Consider the following 18,815-nt stretch of genomic DNA (forward strand, 5'->3'; position numbering starts at 1 on the left):
CCCCGCCTCTGCGTTTTCCGGAGTACGCCATGACCCCCACCCTCGACTGGAGTGATATCGATACCGTCTTGCTAGACATGGACGGTACCCTGATCGATCTCGCCTTCGATAACTATTTTTGGCTGACGCTGGTGCCACAAACCTTGAGCGCCACACGCGGCATCTCTGCACAGGCGGCTCAGGCATTAATCCAGCGTGAATATCAGGCCGTAGCGCATACTCTGGAATGGTATTGCTTCGACTACTGGAGCGCCCGACTCGGCCTGGATATCCAACGCATGACGCTGGAGCAACGCGAGCGCGTACGTATCCGCCCGGATACTCTGCCCTTCCTGTCGGCGTTACGCGCCAGCGGGCGGCGTACCATCCTGCTGACCAACGCGCATCCACATGGATTGGCGATGAAGATGGCGCAGACTGGATTGGCGAGCCACCTTGATTTGCTCTATTCCACCCACATATTTGGCTATCCCAAAGAGGATCAACGTCTGTGGCAGGCGGTACAACAGCGCTGCGCATTCGATCCGAACAGGACGCTGTTTGTTGACGATGCCGAGCCGATACTCGATGCTGCACGCCAATTCGGCATCCGTTACTGTCTGGGCGTCAGTAATCCCGACTCCGGTAAAGCGGAAAAACACTTTACCCGCCATACGGCGCTGAATGATTACCGTAACCTGCTGCCCGCCATCGCTGCCGACAGAGGTGGCCAAGAAAGGAGGGTTGGATGAAAGAGAGCCGCAAAACCACACCAGATGATGCTGGCGTCCGCCTGGATAAATGGCTATGGGCGGCGCGTTTTTACAAGACTCGGGCCATCGCTCGCGAGATGATCGACGGCGGGAAAGTGCACTATAACGGCGTACGCGGCAAACCCAGCCGCAACGTTGAGGTGGGGGCGGAGATCCGCCTACGCCAGGGCAACGATGATCGCACCATCATCGTCCTGGCCCTCAGTACACAACGCGGTGGTGCTGAACAGGCTCAGCGACTCTATCAAGAGACCGCGCAGAGCATCGCCAAACGAGAGGCCCTGGCCCAAGCGCGGAAGCTGAATGCCCTCAGCATGCCGCACCCCGATCGTCGCCCCGATAAGAAAGAGCGGCGCAACCTGCTTAAATTTAAACACGGCCAGTCGGAATGACCGGCGCCTGACCTGAAGAGAGATGACTATGTCCCATCACGACCAATTACATCGCTACCTGTTTGAAAATCTGGCCGTACGCGGCGAGCTGGTCAACGCTGGCGAGACCTATGCCCATATCCTCGAAAATCACGACTATCCGGCCCCGGTACAGGCGCTGCTGGGTGAGCTACTCGTGGCGACCAGCCTCCTGACGGCCACGCTGAAATTTGCGGGTAATATCACCGTCCAACTGCAAGGCGATGGCCCGCTGAAGCTCGCCGTCATTAATGGTAACCATAACCAGGAGATGCGTGGCGTAGCCCGTCTACAAGGGGAGATCGCCGCGGATAGCAGCCTGAAACAGATGCTGGGCAACGGCGTCATGGTGATCACCATTACCCCGCAGGAGGGGGAGCGCTATCAAGGCGTCGTCGCCCTAGAGGGTGAAACGCTGGCCGCCTGCCTGGAAGCCTACTTTATGCAGTCCGAGCAACTGCCGACTCGGCTGTTTCTCTTCACGGGTGAGGCTGAGGGCAAACCGGCTGCCGCCGGTATGCTATTACAGATCCTACCGACACAACCCAATAACACCGATGATCTCAACCATCTGGCACTCCTGACGGCCACCGTGACACCGCAAGAGTTGTTCACCCTACCGGCCAACGAGGTGCTATACCGCCTGTACAACCAGGAGCAAGTTACGTTATTCGACCCGCAACCGATCATCTTCCGTTGCAGTTGCTCCCGTGAGCGAAGCGCCAGCGCATTACTGAGTCTTCCTCCGCAGCAGTTGGATCAATTGCTGGAAGAGCGCGGCAGTATCGATATGCATTGTGACTATTGTGGCAGCCACTATATCTTTGATCGAATCGACATCGATGCCTTACGCGCCGGTGTCGCGGACGAAGGTGACGGGCAGATCCACTAATCCCTATTTTCCGGGAGGCGCAGCCTCCCATTTTTATCCATTAATAAATTTGTATTTATTTAAATAATAATTCACCACTATTTAAGCCTACCCATTTTTAGGGAGTTATCATTTTTTGATCCCTCTCTCTTTTCCATCCGGCACGCAGAAATAGAATCCTCATCGTCCGTCAGAAAATATTCAGCGCAATAGAATAAAAACAAGCACGAAATATATTTCATGGGATAATCTATGAAGCATTATTCACGCCGCAATATTATCATTGGAGCCGGATTTATCGTACTGGCGCCGGGGATATTATTATCCGCGCCGACCCGGAGGGGAAAACAGTACGCATTGATCCACGACCAATCTAAATGTGTCGGCTGCAAGGAGTGTGTCAACGCCTGTAATCAAATTAACCAGGTTGCTCCCGGCTGTGCTCGCTTGGCGATCATTCCATTACCCAGTACCACGTCCCAATCCGAGGACAAACCACGCTATTTTCGCCATAGCTGCCAGCACTGCGATCCCGCGCCTTGCCTCGACGTTTGTCCCAGCGGGGCAACCTACCGCGACCAGCATGGACTGATTCAGATCGACGCCCAGCGTTGCCTCGGCTGTGGTTACTGCATCAGTGCCTGCCCTTACCAGGCTCGCTATCTGCACCCAACCCGCCATATTGCCGACAAGTGTGACTTCTGTAGCGCCACACGCTTAAGCCATGGGCAAGTCCCCATCTGTGTGCGTATCTGCCCCTATCATGCACTCAGCTTTGGCGAGTTGGACACGCCGTCATTCGAGCTCAAACTGGCTCTGGCGCCCTATTACCAGTATCACCTGGCTGGCACACGTCACAGCCGGATCTACCGTATTCTCGCCGATGACTAGGAGCCAAGCATGAACGCCGCACAACTGCACGCCTATCTGGCCCAGCAGCTCCCCGCCCACCCGGCGGATTTCTGGCCAATCTGGCTGATCGCCCTAACGGTCGCATGGTTAGGGCTCTGCGCCCTGTTGCTACTGCACGCCCTACTACGGCGGCGCTATCCCGCCCCCGCCGCGCACGGCACACAAGAGCGCCTCTATCTCTATCCTCTCTATCTGCGCCTGTGGCATGGGGTGAATGCGCTACTCTTTCTCTTCTTACTTATCAGCGGCCTGCTCACCCACTTTGCACTGCTGCCTGTGGCCGCCACCCATTGGTTGGTTCAGGCGCATCCCTACGCTGGCTATCTGCTGTTAATACTATGGTGCGGATTTCTCGCCCTGAACCTCTTCGGCCCCAATGGCCGACATTATCGTGTCGCCTGGTCGGGATTAGCGGCACGCTGCATGCGTCAGGCTCGCTTTTATCTCATCGGGATCTTCCACGCAGAGCCGCATCCCTTCGTGGCGACGCGGACACAAAAGTTTAATCCATTGCAGCAACTGGGTTATTGCTCGGTCATGTTCGGTATGGTACCGCTATTATTTCTCAGCGGCCTCTGCCTGACCAATCCTCAGTGGCTTCCACTCGGCGCCGCCTACTGGATACTCCAAGGGCATTTATTACTATCATTATTTAGTTTGATGTTTATTAGTGCACATATTTATTTATGCACCCTCGGTGAGACGTGGGGGGAAACCTTTATGGCCATGTTCGATGGTTATCATCGCCACCGCGTCCATACCGTAGAAAACGAATAAATAACAACAAAGATATAAATATTAAAAATAGGCCAGTGTCATAACACCCTAACACTACGCCGCTATTTACTGGGTCAAGGAGTTGACGATGAAAATACCTACCCGCTTAACCAGTTTTGCCTTATGGCTGCTCGCAATGCCACTCATGGCCGCATCGGGGCTGGTGTCTCAGTCCCCACCCAATGAATCTGCGCCAGCGGCAACGAGCCAATCTAGCGCCTCGGCAACGAAGATCGACGTTAACCGCAACGACGGTATTCCCGATACACCGCGTACGCTGATGGGGTATGTCGAACAGGAGAAAGACCTCTTCAGCTATCTACGCGAACATCATCCATTATTTAAGTACGAAGCCGCCGGACGCTTGGTCGGTAAATACACCATCAGCAATCGTGAGGAGGAATTTGTCGAGTTTGGCGGCGGTGATAAGTATGCCGAAAAACATGGCCGCCCGACGGCGGTAACCTATCGCTTAGGCGTCGAATCCATTCTCGATTTTCCGAACAAATATGTCGGCCCACAGAAGTGTGCGGAATGCCACCCGGCGCAATACCAGGCCTGGGAGCGTTCCCGCCACGCTAAAGTCGTGCGCTTCCCTGATGAGATGGAGGAGATACCGGGCAAGGATCTGAATCGTGGACTGTATGGCAGCAAAGCCTCTGTGCTACCGCAAGGGGTTACGCCGGATGCCATCTATGCCATCATCGGCACACCCCGGACCAAATATGGCTTCATCGATGCCTGGATGGTTCGTGGTACTTACCATATTGAGGGTGGGTTGCTTAAAGACGGCACCGGTACCATGGTGGCCGGCGGCAACCAATTCTCTCGTGGTTGGGCGCAGTTTATCACGCCAGACGTGGCGAAGAAGATCGCCAGCTTTGTTCCCGGCTTTCCTACCAAACTGGAGGACTTTGGCGCACAAGGCTCTAGCGTCTGGGGCATGACCTCTTACGGCGCCGCTAACCGGACCAATATGATGTTCCAACCGGCCAGCGCCTACTGCGAGGTATGCCATACCATGAAGTTCGACTTCAAGAGCTCCCAGGAGTTTCTGGCCGCACTCGGTAAGCCAGAAGAGCTCCGTAAGCATACCATCGCCAAAGGAATCACCTGCGAAGAGTGTCACGGCGCGGGAGCCCATCTGTACGGTGCGCGAGGGGCTGGTATGCCCTCCAACTGCGAGCGTTGCCACCAACGCTTCACCTATAACTCCGCCAATGACGCGGCCGATCCGCAGCGGCCATTCAACTCTTACTTCAAGTCATCTTGCCCCGCCTGTGGTACCGAAGGCTCACAGATGTACTACACCGCGCACTACCAAGATGGTATGCGCTGTAATACCTGCCACGATCCGCACGCGGTGACGGCCAACGATTGGAAAGAGGGGACGACCAAGAGCACCATCAAGAAGCAGTGTCAGCACTGCCACGCCGCTCAGGCGAGCTTCTTTGCCCAGGGAGATACTCATGGGCAAAACCAGTGTACCGCCTGCCACATGCCGAACATGGGTAGCTGTGAAAACTTCGCCACCATCCAGTTTCCCGATCATGCCGGATTCGACAACGTACGCCGCGCGCATATCTGGAAGATCCGGGTTGACGAGAAGGCTAAGACTCTCAATCCCCCTGAAGGACAACCTCGGACCTCTAACATCAAGGGATGGAGTATCGCCCGTCAGGATGGTAAGCCCTACCTGGATCTGATGTGGTCTTGCGGGCGCACCGCCTTTAGTGACGGCGACGTAATCGAAGGGGGTGGCTGCCATAGCCCGGTACAAACCGTACTCTCCGAGCGCCTGCAATTTAAGGATCAAGAAAGCATCTATGCCAAGGTGATGGAGTGGCAAACGCCGGTCAAAGATGGCTATACCCGCATCCACAGCGGATTGGAGCGTATCGAGAAACGTCTGAACAAGGCCACTAGCCTGTCACAAAGCGACAAGGTACAAGTCCGCTTGCTCAGCAACCATGCCCGCCAACAGGCGGAGCTGATCGAGCGGGACGGTTCATGGGGCCTGCATGCGCCGCATTATGCTAAGGCTCGCATGGAGGAAGGCCAACTGTACATCGATCAAGCTGAAGCGATCCTAAACGGTAAAGCGCACTAAGCGCGGCTTCATACGGTGGGTGTCTCTGATGCCCACCGTTATTCCCACCCACCAGCTTCCCCACTCGCTTACACTAACAAGGAGTTCATTATGTTGCGTTACCCGCTATTCGGTCTGTGTCTGACGCTCAGCCTATTCTCACCTACCGCCATCTTTGCCGCCCCCATACACACGCAACAAGAGCAGGAGCCAACACCCATCAGTATGCGAGCAGCCGAATCGTTACTCGGCCAGCCGAATGTCTACTTTCTAGATGTGAACACGCCCGAGATCTGGCATCAGGGCCGCATTCCCGGCGCGATCTACATTAACCAAGAGAACTGGCAGAGCCTACTGCCTCACGACCGGCAAGCAACCTTGATCTTCTACTGCGCAAATCAACTCTGCCTCGCCAGCCATGATGCCGCCAAGATGACCATGGCGCTCGGCTACCCTCATGTCTTTCATATGGCCGATGGCATCTTCGGCTGGATCACCTCGGGTCGCCCCACAGAAAAGGACGACCCCCTCGCATCAACAACGACCCCCTAGTCGTGCCGGCGGCCTACAGGGAAGCCGTAGTACAGCAATAATTGATCCTGACAGGTATTATCAAAATAGAAGAATTTGCCACAAAATGGATTCCGCTGATTTTTTGTTTTTTTGATGATTATCTCGGTTAACAAAAAAGTAACGACTTACAGTAGGCGCAGATAAAAAATAACCTACAAGGAGTAGTGTAATGCATGCCACTGGCTTAACTGCAGCTGATCTCGCCTCCTATGGCATTTCTGATGTTACTGAAATTGTTTATAATCCCGATTACGACCTCTTGTTCAAGGAAGAAACCGCGCCTAGCCTGCAAGGCTATGAACGCGGCACGGTTACCACGTTAGGCGCCGTCGCCGTCGATACCGGCATCTTTACTGGACGCTCCCCCAAAGATAAATATCTGGTACGCGATGACACTACACGCGATACCGTTTGGTGGTCCGATCAAGGCAAGGGAAAGAATGATAACCATCCCTTATCTCCTGAAATATGGCAACATCTCAAAGGGTTGGTCACTCGCCAGCTCTCGAATAAGCGTCTATTCGTAGTCGATGCCTACTGCGGCGCTAACCCGGATAGTCGCCTAAAGGTGCGCTTCATTACCGAAGTCGCCTGGCAAGCCCATTTCGTCAAAAATATGTTTATCCGCCCTACGGAGGATGAACTGGCCGGTTTCGAACCCGACTTCATCGTGATGAATGGCGCCAAATGTACCAACCCGCAATGGCAAGAGCAGGGACTGAACTCTGAAAACTTCGTCGCCTTTAACTTAACCGAACGCATTCAGCTAATCGGTGGAACCTGGTATGGCGGCGAGATGAAGAAAGGCATGTTCTCCATCATGAACTACCTGCTGCCGTTAAAAGGTATCGCCTCGATGCACTGCTCGGCCAACGTCGGCGAAAAAGGCGATGTCGCCGTCTTCTTCGGCCTCTCTGGCACCGGAAAAACCACCCTCTCCACCGATCCGAAACGCCGCCTGATCGGCGACGATGAACACGGTTGGGATGACGATGGTGTGTTTAACTTCGAGGGCGGCTGCTACGCCAAGACCATCAAACTCTCCGCCGAAGCGGAGCCGGATATCTATCACGCCATCACTCGTGACGCCCTGCTGGAAAACGTCACCGTGCGTGCCGATGGCAGCGTCGATTTCGACGACGGTAGCAAGACGGAGAACACCCGCGTCTCCTACCCCATCTATCATATTAAGAATATCGTAAAACCCGTCTCGAAAGCGGGTCATGCCAAGAAGGTGATCTTCCTGACCGCCGACGCCTTCGGCGTATTACCGCCCGTCTCCCGTCTGACGGCCGACCAGACCCAGTACCACTTCCTGTCTGGCTTTACCGCCAAACTGGCGGGGACCGAGCGGGGTGTCACCGAGCCGACGCCAACCTTCTCCGCCTGCTTCGGCGCCGCGTTCCTTACCCTGCATCCGACCCAATACGCCGAAGTCCTCGTGAAACGCATGCAAGCCGCCGGTGCCCAGGCTTACCTGGTGAATACCGGCTGGAATGGGAGTGGCAAACGGATTTCGATCAAGGATACTCGCGCGATTATCGACGCCATCCTCAACGGCGATATCGATAAGGAGGAAACCTTCACACTGCCTATCTTTAATCTGGCGGTGCCGACTGCGCTCCCCGGCGTCAACCCGGCCATCCTCGATCCGCGCGATACTTACGCCAGCCCGGAGATGTGGCAAGAGAAGGCCGACGATCTGGCCCAACGCTTTATCACTAACTTCGATAAGTACACCGACACGCCTGCCGGTGCCGCACTGGTTCATGCTGGCCCACAACGTTAATCCCGTGATGGCCACCCGTCGTGGCCATCGAGGCTAGACATCAATCATAAGTAAAAGAGGATGCTCATGGGCATCCTCTTTTTTATCCTCACTCACGCGTTAGCTACGCTCTTTACGTCGCCCCCCGCTTCGGGGTTTGGCGCCATGATCGTCCTGCGCGACTTGCGACACCAGATGGAGATAGGCGCGGATCTTTAGTCCGCCACGCTCGCTGCGACCGATATCTAAGCTACCATGGTGAGCATCAATGATACGTTGGATGATCGCCAGCCCGAGACCGGTACCACTGGTGGTGCGGGCGCTCTCGCCGCGCACGAAAGGCTGGAACAGATGCGCCAGCTGCTCATCATCGATCCCCGGTCCATCATCCTCCACCTGGAGCCAGGCGCGGCCACCATCACATCCACTGCTGACCCGAATCCAACCGTTGCCGTAGCGCGCCGCGTTGACCACCATGTTAACGACCGCGCGCTTGATAGAGAGCGGATGCGCATCGATCAGCAGCTCACCCTCGGCCAAGGCCGTGTCGATCTCCCGTTCATAGCCGCTCTCTGCCGCCACCACCTCGGTCAGGATGCCATTCAGATCGCACGACTCCGTCTGCATTTCCTGCCCGGTTCGCAAGTAATCGATGAACTGCTCGATGATCGCGTTACACTCTTCCGTATCCTTGTTGATCGACTCCGCCAGATAGGCGTCCTCGGGACTCATCATTTCCGTCGCGAGGCGGATACGCGTCAGCGGAGTGCGTAGATCATGGCTAACCCCCGCCATCAATAAGGTACGGTCATCCGCCAACTGCTTGACTCCGGCCGCCATCTGGTTAAACGCTCGTGTCACCGAGCGCACCTCCGAGGCGCCATATTCCCGCAACGGTGGAGGGATCTGCCCTTTCCCCACCTGTAATGCGGCATGCTCCAACTCCACCAAGGGGCGGTTTTGAATACGGATGAACAACCAGGCGCCCCCGATCGCCAGCAGCATGATCGCCAAGGTGTAGCGGAATAATGGAGAGAAGTCGCCTTGATGGATCTCGGTCAACGGCACACGCACCCAGATATCGGGCGATAGCCAAGTCTTCAGCCACACCACCGGCGTGTTCTTGCTGATTTCAACCCGGACATCCGTCGGCCCGCCCAACTGCTGCGCCATCTGTTGGCTTAAAAACTGATAATGCTGCGCCCAGCGAAGCCCGTTCTCTTCCGCCGCCGAATTGGTATACAGCGAAATGCCCAGCTCGCGGTAAATCTCGCGGCGAAACGCTGGCGGAACCTCCAACTGGGTACCATCTTCCAGTTGGAGCTTATCCGTCATCAGCATCCGCACCTCATAGGCCAACACCTTATTAAACTGCTGCAAACTCGGCAAAATCGCGAAGTTCAGTACGACCAAATAGGTGGTCACCAGGCTGACAAACAGCAAGGTGACAATCAGCAACAGGGTGCGGGCAAACGAGCTGCGCGGCGAGAAACGCAATCGTCTCATGCTTTACTGCCATCCGGAACAAAGACATAGCCCAGGCCCCATACGGTCTGGATATAGCGCGGATGCGCCGGATCTTCCTCAACCATGCGACGCAGACGCGAGATCTGCACGTCGATGGAGCGCTCCATTGCGCTGTATTCACGCCCTCGGGCCAGATTCATCAACTTATCGCGAGAGAGCGGCTCACGCGGATGGCTAACCAACGCCTTGAGTACCGCGAACTCCCCGCTGGTCAACGGCATCGGCTCGTCATCGCGGAACATCTCACGAGTCCCCAGATTGAGCTTAAACTTACCAAAATTGATCACCGCATCTTCCTGCGACGGCGCCCCCGGCAACTCGTTGGCCTGGCGACGCAATACCGCACGGATACGCGCCAACAGTTCACGCGGGTTAAACGGCTTGGGAATGTAATCATCGGCACCAATCTCTAGCCCAACGATGCGATCCACCTCTTCCCCCTTCGCCGTCACCATAATGATCGGCATCGGGTTGCTCTGGCTACGCAAGCGGCGGCAGATCGACAAGCCATCCTCACCCGGCAGCATCAGATCCAATACCATCAAATGGAAGGATTCCCGCGTGAGCAAACGGTCCATCTGCTCGGCGTTGGCGACGCTACGTACCTGAAACCCCTGCTCAGTCAGGTAGCGTTCCAGCAATGCTCGTAGGCGCATATCGTCATCAACAACCAGAATTTTGTAATTTTCTTGCATGGTGTACTCCCAAAGGCAGAAAGCCCGGCGCTTGTCTGTATATCTGTATGTGTAATCAGGTTATCGCCCGCCAGAATAGCGCGCGCCCGCGTCGCGATCTATTGTCAGAAAACTCGCTTTATTCAAACAGCAGATAATGGTTTATATTCTAGCCTAAATTGTTACAAAGGTTATTTATCTTATGGTTACGCTAGGTTGGCGACATCATCACGCCAATTATTCGCCCGAGGTGGCAAAATGCGTTAGGCTGTCTCGCCGCGCTCTCCACCGTAGCGCGCCGGGCAAGGCGATGCAATGCGGCATCGAGCAACATACTGGACCGGCGTCCTCCATTTCAGGTTATAACAGATGAAAACCCCGCTGATTACCCGAGAAGGTTACGACAAACTCAAACAGGAGCTGGACTACCTGTGGCGCGAAGAACGCCCGGAGGTCACCAAGAAAGTGACCTGGGCCGCCAGCCTCGGCGATCGCAGTGAGAACGCCGACTATCAATACAACAAGAAACGTCTACGCGAAATCGATCGCCGGGTACGCTACCTACGCAAATGCATGTCGATGCTGAAAATCGTCGACTATTCACCCCAACAGGATGGCAAGGTCTTCTTCGGCGCCTGGGTCGAGGTTGAGAACGATGATGGGGTGATCAAGCGTTTCCGCATCGTGGGCTATGATGAAATCTTCGGCCGCAACGACTACATCTCTATCGACTCGCCGATGGCGCGAGCACTGTTGAAGAAAGAGGTCGGCGACGCGGCGACCGTCATCACGCCATCCGGTGAAGCGCTGTGGTACATCAACGCCATCGACTATACCCAGCCCTAGCGCTCTCCCGCCGCGCTAAGCATCCTCGCCAGCGCGGTACTGGTATTTTCGTGTCCGACTCCGTATAACGGGAGCCTGGCTTTTATCCATCAAGACGATCTATCTAACGCTATGAATGACGCATTAAGCCGCATTATCGCAACTGAACTGCAGGCGCGCACCGAGCAGGTTGACGCCGCCATTCGCCTCCTGGACGAAGGTAACACCGTACCGTTTATCGCGCGCTACCGTAAAGAGGCCACCGGTGGGCTAGACGATACCCAACTGCGTCAACTCGAAAGCCGCCTGATCTATCTGCGTGAATTGGAAGAGCGCCGCGCGACCATCCTCAAGTCCATCGACGAACAGGGCAAGTTAACCCACGCGCTAGAAGCCTCGATCCTGGCGACCCTGAGCAAGACTGAGCTGGAAGACCTCTATCTCCCCTATAAACCCAAGCGCCGTACCCGCGGGCAGATCGCCATCGAAGCTGGGTTGACGCCGCTGGCCGAGACACTGTGGCAACAGCCGCAACATGACCCTCAAGTACTGGCCATGCAATACATCGATGCCGATAAGGGCGTGGCCGACGCCAAGGCCGCCTTGGATGGTGCCCGCTACATCCTAATGGAGCGTTTCGCCGAAGATGCCGCGCTACTGGCTAAGGTTCGCGACTATCTATGGAAAAACGCGCATCTGGTCTCTCGCGTCAACGAAGGCAAGGCCGAAGAGGGCGCGAAGTTTCGTGACTATTTTGACCATCACGAACCGATCGCCGCCGTCCCCTCACACCGTGCGCTGGCGATGTTCCGTGGCCGCAATGAGGGTATCCTGCAACTCTCCCTCAATCCCGATCCACAGTTCGATGAGCCGCCGCGCGAAAGCTACGGCGAGCAACTGATCGCCGATCATCTCGGGTTGCACCTGGGGCAAGCACCGGCGGACGCCTGGCGTAAGGCGGTGGTCAGCTGGACCTGGCGAGTCAAGGTGTTGCTGCACCTGGAAACCGAATTAATGGGTGCCCTGCGCGAACGCGCGGAGGAGGAGGCGATCAACGTCTTCGCGCGTAACCTGCACGATCTGTTGATGGCGGCGCCGGCCGGACTGCGCGCCACCATGGGCTTGGATCCTGGCCTACGTACCGGGGTAAAAGTGGCCGTGGTCGATGCCACAGGTAAGCTGGTCGCCACCGACACCATTTATCCACACACCGGGCAAAGCGCCAAGGCGGCGGCCAGTGTGGCTCAACTGTGCCAGAAGTATGGCGTCGAGTTAGTGGCCATCGGTAACGGCACCGCCTCACGCGAGACGGAGCGCTTCTACGCCGATGTCCAGCGCCACTACCCTCAGGTAACGGCGCAAAAGGTGATCGTCAGTGAAGCCGGTGCCTCGGTCTATTCAGCCTCGGAACTGGCCGCGCAAGAGTTCCCCGATCTGGATGTCTCACTGCGAGGAGCGGTCTCCATCGCCCGTCGTCTGCAAGACCCGTTAGCAGAGCTGGTCAAAATCGATCCCAAATCCATCGGGGTTGGCCAGTATCAACATGACGTCAGTCAAAGCCTGCTGGCGCGCAAGCTGGATGCCGTAGTCGAAGACTGCGTTAACGCCGTGGGGGTCGATCTGAATACCGCCTCGGTCGCCTTGCTAACCCGCGTGGCTGGCCTATCGCGCCTGATGGCACAAAACATCGTCGCTTGGCGTGATGCCAATGGCCGCTTTACCAATCGCGCGCAACTGCTCGAGGTCAGTCGCCTCGGGCCCAAAGCCTTCGAGCAGTGTGCCGGCTTCCTGCGCATCACGCACGGGGATAACCCGTTGGATGCCTCAACGGTGCACCCAGAAGCCTACCCGGTAGTGGAACGCATCTTGGCGAAAACCGAACAGAGCCTAGCGGTATTGATGGGTAACCCAGACGCGCTACGCGGCCTGAGCCCCAAGGCGTTTACCGATGAACGCTTCGGCGTCCCGACCGTCAGCGACATCCTACGCGAGTTGGAGAAACCGGGGCGCGACCCACGCCCGGAGTTCAAGACCGCCACCTTCGCTGAGGGGGTCGAGACCCTAAACGATCTGAACGTCGGTATGATCTTAGAGGGTTGTGTGACTAACGTTACCAACTTCGGTGCCTTCGTTGATATCGGTGTCCATCAGGATGGCTTGGTCCATATCTCCTCCCTCGCTCACAAGTTTGTCGACGACCCGCACAAGGTGGTCAAGGCCGGTGATATCGTCAAGGTCAAGGTGCTGGAGGTCGACCTAGAGCGTAAACGCATCGCCTTAACCATGCGCCTAGACGAGCAACCGGGCGAGAGTGGCGCGCGGCGGCCGATGAGCGAACGCAACAGCGAGCATACCCGCCCGACATCACGCCCTGCGCGCCCCGCGCCAGGGCGTAACCAACGCAGCGCCAATAACGGCAACAGTGCCATGGGCGATGCATTAGCGGCCGCCCTGGGCAAACTGAAGCGTTAAGTCCACTGTCCACGCCCTCTCTCTAGGGGGCGTGATTCTCATCACAAAATACAAATCTAAATGAGACTTCATCGCAATCTCAGGCGCAAATCCATTGTAAAACACCGCGAAACGTGAACAGGATGTTATCCTCAAATACTAAAAAGCGGCTGCCACATCCGCAATGATAGCATCATGATCGATGCCCCTCACCACTATACCGGCCACCCGCACCGGATCATCATATTGATAACAAACAATAAAAAATAATAGCCCTGCAACGCTCTTCCCTATTTTTTCGATGACTTCACTGACAGCAGCAAATGACCCTACAAAAAATAGGTACATATCATTAACCTTTTTAACGAATGATTCTCATTTGCCGTATTACTAAAATAGTGCTAAAACACAGCCATGGTACAGGTTATGACCACGTTACCATGCCAATGTCATCGACACGTGTCGCATGACGTTTAGCGCCAAATGCGGATGCAAATAATTATCAATTTAATTATACTACGCATTAGTCAGCATCTACACATCAGTTTGCTGAATGTCGTGAGAGTGCCGCAGCGTATCATTACTGCCTCCGCATGCAGGCCCAACGCAATGACTGTCGTAACAAGTAAGAAGGTTTATATGCACCAGCTTCTTCCGGGTCATCAATACAAAATTCTCGGCTTCTCGCCGTCCATTAGCCCAGCCTATCGCCAAAAATTACTCTCGCTGGGTTTCCTGCCAGGAGCACCTTTTACGGTGGTACGCATCGCTCCGCTGGGTGACCCGATCGAAGTGAAGGCGCGCCGGGTTAGTCTGGTCTTGCGTAAAAAAGATCTGGCGTTGCTCAACATCGAGCCGCAGGGGCAAGCGCAGCATGCCGCGCACGCCGCCGCACCGGCAGCTGCCGTCGGCGCACAATAATACATCCACGCCCCTTTACCACACTGGGCAGTAACATACTTACGGGATAGCGCGGGTTATCCATACCCGTGCCTGTGTCTGTCTTGGCCAAAAAACAGTAAATTATGAAACAATTGACCATCGGGTTAATCGGTAACCCCAACTCAGGGAAAACGACGCTATTCAACCAGTTGACCGGCGCACGTCAGCGTGTCGGTAACTGGGCTGGCGTCACCGTCGAACGCAAAGAGGGGCAATTCAACACCCCAGATCATCAGGTTAAGCTGGTCGACCTGCCTGGGACCTACTCGTTGACCACCATCTCCGAACAGACGTCGCTGGATGAGCAAATCGCCTGCCACTACATTCTTAGCGGCGATGCGGATCTGATTATCAACGTGGTCGATGCTTCCAACTTAGAGCGTAACCTCTACCTGACGCTACAACTGTTGGAGCTCGGTATCCCCTGCATCATCGCGCTCAATATGTTGGACATCGCCCGCAGCCAACAGATCGCGATCGATATTGATGCGCTCTCGAAACGACTCGGCTGCCCGGTGATCCCGATGGTCTCGACCCGTAGCGAGGGCGTATGTGCCCTGAAGCGTGCCATCGACATGCCGCCAGTCTGTGCAGTCGAGGCATTAGTCGACTATCCACAATTACTGCTCAACCAAGTCGATCGTCTGTCGCAGGTCATGCCCGACTCGCTGACCATGCAGCAACGCCGCTGGATCGCCTTGCAGCTGCTAGAGGGTGACATCTATAGCTCGTCACGCGCCAGTAATGCCCTCGCATTGTTGCCCGAGGTGCGCGAAACCCTACAACGCACCCTAAAAGACGATCCAGCCCTGATCATTGCCAACGCTCGTTATCAAAGCATTACCGATATCTGTGATGCGGTCAGCAACAGCCAACAGGCACAGCCGAATCGCCTAACGGAGAAACTCGATCGGGTGATCCTCAACCGCTGGTTAGGGATCCCGATCTTTCTCTTTGTGATGTACCTGATGTTCCTGCTGGCCATCAACATCGGGGGGGCGTTGCAACCGCTGTTCGACATCGGCTCCGCGACCCTATTTATTCAGGGCATTCAGTGGATTGGCGCTACATTAAACTTCCCCGATTGGCTCACTATCTTCCTGGCCCAGGGGATCGGTGGCGGTATCAACACCGTCCTACCGTTAGTCCCCCAGATCGGCATGATGTATCTCTTCCTCTCCTTCCTGGAAGACTCCGGCTACATGGCTCGTGCCGCCTTCGTCGTCGACCGCATGATGCAGGCGTTAGGGTTACCGGGTAAATCTTTCGTCCCGTTGATCGTCGGCTTCGGCTGTAACGTACCGTCGGTGATGGGGGCTCGAACCCTGGATGCGCCGCGTGAGCGACTGATCACCGTCCTGATGGCTCCCTTCATGTCTTGCGGTGCTCGTCTGGCTATCTTTGCCGTCTTCTCCGCCGCTTTCTTCGGCCAGAATGGCGCCTTCGTGGTGTTCTCGCTCTACCTGCTGGGTATCGTCATGGCGATCCTGACCGGGTTAATGCTGAAACACACCTTGATGCGCGGCGATGCCTCCCCCTTCGTGATGGAGATGCCGGTCTACCATGTGCCGCATCTGAAGAGTCTACTGCTACAGACCTGGCAACGCCTGAAGGCGTTTGTGGTCCGTGCCGGACGCGTCATCATCATCGTCAGCATCGTTATCGGCGCGCTGAATAGCTTCTCCTTTAGCGGTAAGCCGGTCAGCGATCTCAACGATTCGGCTCTGGCGGCAACCAGTAAGGTGTTAACACCACTGCTGCAACCGATCGGCGTCAAAGAGGATAACTGGCAAGCCACCGTCGGCCTGATCACCGGGGCGATGGCGAAAGAGGTAGTCGTGGGTACGCTGAATACCCTGTATACCGCCGAGCATATCAATGAAGAGGATTTCGACCCGCAGAGCTACAGTCTGGTTGGCGGCCTGAAAGAGGCACTGGATGAGACCTGGCAGGGGCTGAAGGATACCCTCAGCATCAGCGTACTCTCCAACCCGATCGAGGCCAGTAAAGGCGACGGCGAGATGGGCAGCAGCTCCATGGGCGTGATGAGTAGCAAGTTTGGCAGCATCAGCGCCGCCTATGCCTACCTGATCTTCGTCTTACTGTATGTTCCTTGCGTCTCGGTCATGGGGGCTATCGCCCGTGAAAGTAGCCGTGGCTGGATGATGTTCTCCATCGGTTGGGGGCTGAACGTGGCCTACTCACTGGCGACCCTGTACTACCAGGTGGTGAACTTCGATGCACATCCCGATTACAGCCTGATCGCCATCTGTGCCGTCGTCCTGTTCAACCTGGCTGTGCTGGTCATCCTGCGTCGCTCTCGCGATCGGGTCACCGTGCGTTTGAGTAACGTGGCTAGCGCCAGCTGCTGCTGTAACAACCGTGGCAACTGCCACTAATCGATGTAACGGAGCATTATCATGACCACGTTACTGCAAGTCCGAGATACCGTTACGTTGCATGGACGCATCGAACTACAACGTCTATGCCGTGAGGTCGGTGGTACACCGGCCATGGTTCGCGCCATGCTAGAACGCCTGGAGCAGATGGGCTGTGTAGAAAAGGTCGACGATATCGATAGCGGCTGCCTCAATGGCAGCTGCAAAGGCTGCCCCGAAGCACAGAAGAAGTGCGAAACGATCATTTACCAGGTTCGGGCGCACTAAGCGCCCGCAACTGACTAACTCAACAGCCGCCGATGCGGCTGTTTTTTTATTCCTGCGGCAACGCACCCGCAAAGTCGCATAACGCCGCACAGAATGGTTCGGGATGCGAGATAAAGGGCGCATGTGCCGCCGCAGGCAAGATCTGGGACTCCCCCGGTAACGTCAGCGCATCCACTAACGGCGCAACACGACGTGGCACAAGACCATCCAGCGCGCCATAGAGGCGTAACCAGGGCGTCGTCACCTCCCTCAACCGAGGACGCAAATCGGTATCGCGTAATATCGATAGCCCGGCATTCAACACCGCGGCCGAAGGCATCGGCTGCGCCAGCACCACCGACTTCAGGGTGCGTGCATCCTGGCGTGCGCTCTCGGTCCCCAGCGTCTGCAATGCCAGAAAGCGTTCTACTGTCCGTGAGAAGTCCGCGTTCAGTTGCTGTTGAAAACTCTGTAGCACCGGGCCATGAATACCCGGCCACTGCGCCTGCGCGGTAAAACAGGGCGAGGAGGCGACGGTAACCAAACCACTCAGGCATCGTGGCTGGCTCAACGCCGCCAGCATAGCCACTAACCCCCCCAGCGACCACCCCAGCCAAATCGCGCGTTGTGGTGCTTGGGCCAAGACCTGCTGCGTCATGGCCTCCAGCGAGAAGCAGGGACTAGCCTCGCTACGACCATAGCCCGGCAGATCGACCACATGCAGGCGAAAGTGAGTGGAGAGCCGAGGCAGAATGCAACGCCACACTTCGCCATTCAGTCCCCAGCCGTGCAACAGCACAAGATCCTGTTTTCCCGTCCCGCAACGATGCCAATACAGCGCGCTCATCGGTTATGGTCTCCTTTCACATTGGCCCTATCAGGAAACGCACATGGTATCACTTCATGGACGCTGTGCGATCTGTCGCCTGCCACTCCGAGCCCCTGTCGGTATCTGTACGCCGTGTCGCCGAGCACTCCCGCTTCCTCCACCCTGCTGCCCACGCTGTGGCCTGCCCAGTGCCGATGCCACACGCCCCTGTGGCCGCTGTCTACAACGTCCGCCCCCCTGGCAACGGCTGATCTTCACCGGTGACTATCAACCACCGCTGGCCACCCTGATCCAACGCTTCAAATACCGGGGAGAGTGGCCGCTGGCCTTCCCCTTGGCACGCCTGATGCTATTGAGTTACCTCCAGGCTCGGCGCCATATCCCCTCAATGCGTCCCGATCTGCTACTGGCGGTACCTTTGCACCGACGACGTCACTGGCGGCGCGGCTACAATCAGTCCGCCGAACTGGCTCGCCCGTTGGCGCATTGGCTGCAGGCGGACTACCGGCCACATTGGTTACGGCGCGTTCGCTCCACACCGCCACAGCAGGGATTGAGCGCCGCCGAGCGGCGGCGCAATCTACGCGGGGCTTTCACCTGCCATCCCGCTCTGACAGGGCGGCGGGTATTGTTGGTCGATGACGTGGTCACCACCGGCAGTACCTTGAGTGAGATCAGCCAACGACTAATCGCACAAGGTGTGATGTCGGTAGAGGTTATCTGTCTGTGTCGCACCTTGTGAGCATTTTACGATCGGCGTATTATAACCG

18 protein-coding genes are annotated in these 18,815 nt (G+C 56.3%); 14 read left to right on the forward strand and 4 right to left on the reverse strand.

All coding sequences use genetic code 11. The annotated features are described in order from the left end of the window. Positions 1-29 precede the first annotated feature (29 nt). The 8 genes from yrfG to pckA all read left to right on the forward strand — a co-directional run bounded on the left by yrfG (position 30) and on the right by pckA (position 8,173). The gene (gene yrfG, locus ACEQFP_RS12995; RefSeq protein WP_109728631.1) at positions 30-731 is read left to right on the forward strand and encodes a GMP/IMP nucleotidase; all 702 of its coding nucleotides are present in this window, start codon (positions 30-32) and stop codon (positions 729-731) included. After that, positions 728-1,144: a ribosome-associated heat shock protein Hsp15 gene (gene hslR, locus ACEQFP_RS13000; protein ID WP_109579436.1), complete on the forward strand. Its 417-nt coding sequence runs from the start codon at positions 728-730 to the stop codon at positions 1,142-1,144. Before yrfG ends, hslR begins: the two co-directional genes overlap by 4 nt. Before the next feature lie 28 nt (positions 1,145-1,172). After that, the gene (gene hslO, locus ACEQFP_RS13005; RefSeq protein WP_005297466.1) at positions 1,173-2,054 is read left to right on the forward strand and encodes an Hsp33 family molecular chaperone HslO; all 882 of its coding nucleotides are present in this window, start codon (positions 1,173-1,175) and stop codon (positions 2,052-2,054) included. Positions 2,055-2,285: 231 nt separating this feature from the next. After that, the gene (locus tag ACEQFP_RS13010; protein WP_005290494.1) at positions 2,286-2,924 is read left to right on the forward strand and encodes a 4Fe-4S dicluster domain-containing protein; all 639 of its coding nucleotides are present in this window, start codon (positions 2,286-2,288) and stop codon (positions 2,922-2,924) included. Between the two features lie 9 nt (positions 2,925-2,933). After that, positions 2,934-3,722 carry a thiosulfate reductase cytochrome B subunit gene (gene phsC, locus ACEQFP_RS13015; RefSeq protein ID WP_370547153.1) on the forward strand — a complete coding sequence of 263 codons (789 nt, stop codon included), beginning with the start codon at positions 2,934-2,936 and terminating at the stop codon, positions 3,720-3,722. 88 nt (positions 3,723-3,810) lie between these two features. Continuing rightward, positions 3,811-5,832: a multiheme c-type cytochrome gene (locus ACEQFP_RS13020; RefSeq protein ID WP_370547152.1), complete on the forward strand. Its 2,022-nt coding sequence runs from the start codon at positions 3,811-3,813 to the stop codon at positions 5,830-5,832. A gap of 90 nt (positions 5,833-5,922) precedes the next feature. Further along, complete coding sequence (locus ACEQFP_RS13025; RefSeq protein WP_370547151.1) at positions 5,923-6,363, forward strand: rhodanese-like domain-containing protein; 441 nt, start codon at positions 5,923-5,925, stop codon at positions 6,361-6,363. A 190-nt stretch (positions 6,364-6,553) separates the two neighbouring features. Then, the gene (gene pckA / locus ACEQFP_RS13030; protein WP_370547150.1) at positions 6,554-8,173 is read left to right on the forward strand and encodes a phosphoenolpyruvate carboxykinase (ATP); all 1,620 of its coding nucleotides are present in this window, start codon (positions 6,554-6,556) and stop codon (positions 8,171-8,173) included. Positions 8,174-8,272: 99 nt separating this feature from the next. Here pckA and envZ read toward each other — a convergent pair whose 3' ends face one another. Next, positions 8,273-9,658 carry a two-component system sensor histidine kinase EnvZ gene (gene envZ, locus ACEQFP_RS13035; RefSeq protein WP_370547149.1) on the reverse strand — a complete coding sequence of 462 codons (1,386 nt, stop codon included), beginning with the start codon at positions 9,656-9,658 and terminating at the stop codon, positions 8,273-8,275. Next, complete coding sequence (gene ompR, locus ACEQFP_RS13040; protein WP_005290509.1) at positions 9,655-10,374, reverse strand: two-component system response regulator OmpR; 720 nt, start codon at positions 10,372-10,374, stop codon at positions 9,655-9,657. Before ompR ends, envZ begins: the two co-directional genes overlap by 4 nt. Positions 10,375-10,722: 348 nt before the next feature. Between ompR and greB the strand changes: the two genes are divergently transcribed. Next, the gene (gene greB, locus ACEQFP_RS13045) at positions 10,723-11,199 is read left to right on the forward strand and encodes a transcription elongation factor GreB (RefSeq protein ID WP_005290512.1); all 477 of its coding nucleotides are present in this window, start codon (positions 10,723-10,725) and stop codon (positions 11,197-11,199) included. A 111-nt stretch (positions 11,200-11,310) separates the two neighbouring features. Further along, complete coding sequence (locus ACEQFP_RS13050) at positions 11,311-13,650, forward strand: Tex family protein (RefSeq protein ID WP_370547148.1); 2,340 nt, start codon at positions 11,311-11,313, stop codon at positions 13,648-13,650. 138 nt (positions 13,651-13,788) lie between these two features. Here the strand turns inward: ACEQFP_RS13050 and ACEQFP_RS13055 are convergent, their stop codons facing one another. After that, on the reverse strand, positions 13,789-13,977 hold the full coding sequence (locus ACEQFP_RS13055; protein ID WP_047059002.1) for a hypothetical protein: 189 nt from the start codon (positions 13,975-13,977) through the stop codon (positions 13,789-13,791). Positions 13,978-14,268: 291 nt separating this feature from the next. Here ACEQFP_RS13055 and feoA point away from each other — a divergent pair, with 291 nt between their 5' ends. The 3 genes from feoA (at position 14,269) to ACEQFP_RS13070 (ending at position 17,237) form a co-directional block, all read left to right on the forward strand. Further along, a complete protein-coding gene (gene feoA / locus ACEQFP_RS13060) occupies positions 14,269-14,550 on the forward strand; it encodes a ferrous iron transporter A (protein WP_005295431.1) in 282 nt (93 codons plus the stop codon). A 104-nt stretch (positions 14,551-14,654) separates the two neighbouring features. Next, positions 14,655-16,970 carry a Fe(2+) transporter permease subunit FeoB gene (gene feoB / locus ACEQFP_RS13065; protein WP_005290519.1) on the forward strand — a complete coding sequence of 772 codons (2,316 nt, stop codon included), beginning with the start codon at positions 14,655-14,657 and terminating at the stop codon, positions 16,968-16,970. Positions 16,971-16,991: 21 nt separating this feature from the next. Then, the gene (locus ACEQFP_RS13070; protein WP_005290522.1) at positions 16,992-17,237 is read left to right on the forward strand and encodes a FeoC-like transcriptional regulator; all 246 of its coding nucleotides are present in this window, start codon (positions 16,992-16,994) and stop codon (positions 17,235-17,237) included. Between the two features lie 46 nt (positions 17,238-17,283). Here ACEQFP_RS13070 and bioH read toward each other — a convergent pair whose 3' ends face one another. After that, on the reverse strand, positions 17,284-18,063 hold the full coding sequence (gene bioH / locus ACEQFP_RS13075) for a pimeloyl-ACP methyl ester esterase BioH (protein ID WP_005295436.1): 780 nt from the start codon (positions 18,061-18,063) through the stop codon (positions 17,284-17,286). Between the two features lie 43 nt (positions 18,064-18,106). On the opposite strand from bioH, the gene ACEQFP_RS13080 reads away from it, so the two are divergent. Beyond that, a complete protein-coding gene (locus ACEQFP_RS13080; protein WP_005290530.1) occupies positions 18,107-18,787 on the forward strand; it encodes a phosphoribosyltransferase family protein in 681 nt (226 codons plus the stop codon). The last annotated feature ends 28 nt before the right edge of the window (positions 18,788-18,815 follow it).

This window comes from Edwardsiella sp. A.80236, from assembly GCF_044540725.1.
Lineage (GTDB): Bacteria > Pseudomonadota > Gammaproteobacteria > Enterobacterales > Enterobacteriaceae > Edwardsiella > Edwardsiella tarda.